The organism is Marinisporobacter balticus, from assembly GCF_004345705.1.
Lineage (GTDB): Bacteria > Bacillota > Clostridia > Peptostreptococcales > Thermotaleaceae > Marinisporobacter > Marinisporobacter balticus.
In genome coordinates, this window is sequence record NZ_SLWV01000062.1 from 1 (window position 1) to 3,291 (window position 3,291).

A 3,291-nucleotide genomic window follows, 5' to 3' on the forward strand; every position below is an offset into this window, starting at 1 on the left:
TGTCGATTCTCAAATTAAAGTAGCAAAAATTCTCGGATTAAATGGGTATACAATAGGATAAAAAATCAAACGGTTCTCAGATTAAATAATTTGATTCAAGTACTTTTCTCAAGTTATTTCAGAAAAAATATAAGGACATAAAAAGCAAGGATTTTGTAAGTATCTACAAAATGACCCTTGCCTAAATTTCCACAAATTTTTTTGAGATTTTATTTAAAAACTTAATTCATTTTGTGCTTGATAGATCACCTCTTCATCGATTTTTCGTAGTTTTTTGCTGTAAGCATACAAAAGTGCTCCTGTCATTAAGTTGTTTATAAGCCGTGGGAAGCCTTTTGTAATGCCATAGATAGCTTCGTATGCAGAAGTTTCAATTAATTCTTCGCTACATCCTGCAATCTCTAATCTAGAAATACAATAGGCGTTTATTTCATCCTTTTTTAGACCTTGTAGCATATATTTAATGCCAATTCTTTGTTTCAATGGTTGATTGATGTTTAATGACAGTTTATTGCGAATCAATGGTTGTCCAGCTAAAATTAAGATAAAAGGATTCTCACTATCCATCGAAAAATTAAATAGCAATCGTATATCTTCTAGTAGTTTATTTGATGCTAAATGAATTTCGTCTAAAATAATAACAGGCGTTATTCGGTTTTCTTTATAAAGTGTTAAGATCGCTGATTGTATTTGGTGAAACAAAGCAATTTTTTGATACTTTGGTTCTTCTCCAAGCATATAGGCTAATGCACGATAAAACTCTTTTACTGTAACGGTTGAAAGAGCAAAATAACAAGGTTTAAACAACGAAGGATTTAAATGATCCCTATACCTTCTAAGACATGTAGATTTTCCTGCACCTGGTTCTCCAATCAAAAGACCAATTCCTCGTGTTTGTTTAAGATATTCTAATCTTGCTGAAATTTCCATATATTCCTTGCTTTGAAACAGCAAAGATGAATCGATTTCTTTCGTAAATGGATTAAATGTCAAAGAAAAAAACTGCGTAAACATTACACAACCTCCTCCTTATCCATATTTTCATTCATAACATCTCTAAAAGAGACCGTTTGATTTGAAGGTATAAGAGAGTTTTTAGCTTTATTGTCAGATGTTACAAAGTGAGTGTTTTCTTCAGATGAATCTTTTGTAGAAAGTGGTTTTGACGTATGGTTTTTACGTTTTACATAAGCATTTTCATACATATTTACTTGCCGTGCTTCACCGATTTTTTTATTATCTTCAAAAATGAAAATAGGTTTTGTAGCGTCAAGGAGCCAATTAGGATCATAGCGTATTTCCACTTTCTTGTTTGAAAAAGCAGGATTCGTTTCATAAAGTAATGTTTTAAGTTTAATGGTGGCATCATGATGAACTTTTCTGTTTACCCTCAAAAGAAAATGTTCATTTAAAAGATCTGGATCACTTATTAAGTGAATGTGATCAACCTGCTTCATAAAGAAATCTAAAGGGCACATTCCTAAAGCAGAATGTTCTCTACATTGATAATCTTCTAGCAGCCACTTTGAAAAACGGTTGTTTAAATCATCTAAATCTTTTATTTGTGCTAGATCTAAACAACTTAAAAATCGCATACGAACCGTTTGAAAAAAACGTTCAATTTTACCCTTACTTGTAGGGGTATAAGGTTTTGCATGAAGGAGAGAAAAACCAACTGAAGCACAGATCATCGAAAGCTGAGAGCAGCGATAAATAGTGCCATTATCTGTATACAAAAGCTTAGGAACACCTCTTGATAAAAGTGCATTTTTTAACGTACTTCGAAGAGATTCAAAATTTTGTTCAAAATGAAAACTAGCATGTGTAATTAATCGAGAAGCGTCATCTATGTAAGCTAGTAAATAGGTTTGCTTCTTTTTTCTTCCTACGGTTAAATAAGGACCATACATAACATCTGCTTGCCATAGTTCATTGATGTATTTGTGAGAAAATCGGCGCAATTCATCACTAGAAGCTTCTTGATCTTGCTCATTTAAAAGATCAGGATGAATAGCTAAATATCTGTAAAAAGTAGCAAGGGATACATCTTTTGGAACAATGATATTTTCTTTTATTAATTCTTCATAAAGCATTCGTTTTGTGATACGGGGATACTGCTTGACTTTAAGGATAATATGATCACCAACGGCTGGGTCGATTTTTCTGCTTTTTCCTTTATCACTTCTACCACCTGGTTTTAATGCTTCTAAACCACCTCTGAGATAAAGGTGATACCAAGTACAAAGGGTTTTGGGTGAATAATTTTTTAGACCATAATGAGGCATATCAATCGCTTTTGCACAAACTTCCTCAAAATAGCGCAGTTGATTATTCACCTGCCCATTTAGTACTGGACTGATTAATGAAAAACGTTTTAATGCGATTTGATTACAAATTTCTTTCGACAACATATTGCATTCCTCCTCATGATGAATACTCTCATAAAGAGACTTGGCAAAAAAGTCAAACTGCAACCGTAAAAAGGATTGTTGCTGAATAAGAATCCATAAAAGAGGCTACAATCTAACTACATCATACTGAAATAAAATGATGTGTAGCTAAAAAAGATTGATTGGAAGCCTTAAAAAATTGTTCTGAAAAGCTGTGGGAGGCTGGGAATAAATTTTTGATGGTGGTGATTACTTTTTTAGCTTTTTTATTTTTTGTTAAATGAGCATCTGGTAATTTAACCAAAGGATTTATTGAGCGAAGAATTGTTTGAACAAAAGAAAGATTGGAAGTGAAACGATTACAGTAGAAAGAAATATGCTGCTTTGAAAACAAAATATTAAATTTCATCCAAATGTAAGCAAGTATCTTCTTATAAGAGATATCGTTTTTAAAAGCACAAATTAAAACTTCAATAATAACATGGAGAGCATACTGAAAATAGGGTACACAAAAAGAAGGGAGAAAAGAAAAAGTTTTTCCGCAATAAGGGCAATATCTACGATGAATATAAATATGCCCTTGATATTGTTCACTAAGAGAGTAACGTTCGTATCCACCATGTTTTTTAGGTGCTACATTGATTTTGCAATAAGGATTAGGGCAGGAGTTAAGAATGGGAACAGCAACCTCCTTCCCTTTTTCTTGTTCAATGTAATTAGATATACTACAATCAAATATAAACTGCATAAAAATAACTCCTTTTTTAAAAGGAGTATATCCTATTTTTTCTATAATAAATCAATATATAATGAAAGAATTATTTCAGTAAAAGAATCTTATCGAATTATATAATCTGAGAAAATTATGCTGTATTGAAGAAGGATAATTTGAGAATCTACA

The 3,291-nt window shown here is 31.8% G+C and carries 3 protein-coding genes; all 3 read right to left on the reverse strand.

The annotated features are described in order from the left end of the window. Nucleotides 1-213 precede the first annotated feature (213 nt). Entirely contained in the window at nt 214-1,014 is an 801-nt protein-coding gene (locus EV214_RS18420) for an ExeA family protein (protein WP_132248471.1), read from the reverse strand. Next, nucleotides 1,014-2,411 carry a DDE-type integrase/transposase/recombinase gene (locus tag EV214_RS18425; protein ID WP_207669735.1) on the reverse strand — a complete coding sequence of 466 codons (1,398 nt, stop codon included), beginning with the start codon at nt 2,409-2,411 and terminating at the stop codon, nt 1,014-1,016. The genes EV214_RS18420 and EV214_RS18425 overlap by 1 nt, the downstream gene beginning before the upstream one ends. 121 nt (nt 2,412-2,532) lie before the next feature. Then, on the reverse strand, nt 2,533-3,138 hold the full coding sequence (locus EV214_RS18430; RefSeq protein ID WP_132248473.1) for a DUF6431 domain-containing protein: 606 nt from the start codon (nt 3,136-3,138) through the stop codon (nt 2,533-2,535). Nucleotides 3,139-3,291: the final 153 nt, after the last annotated feature.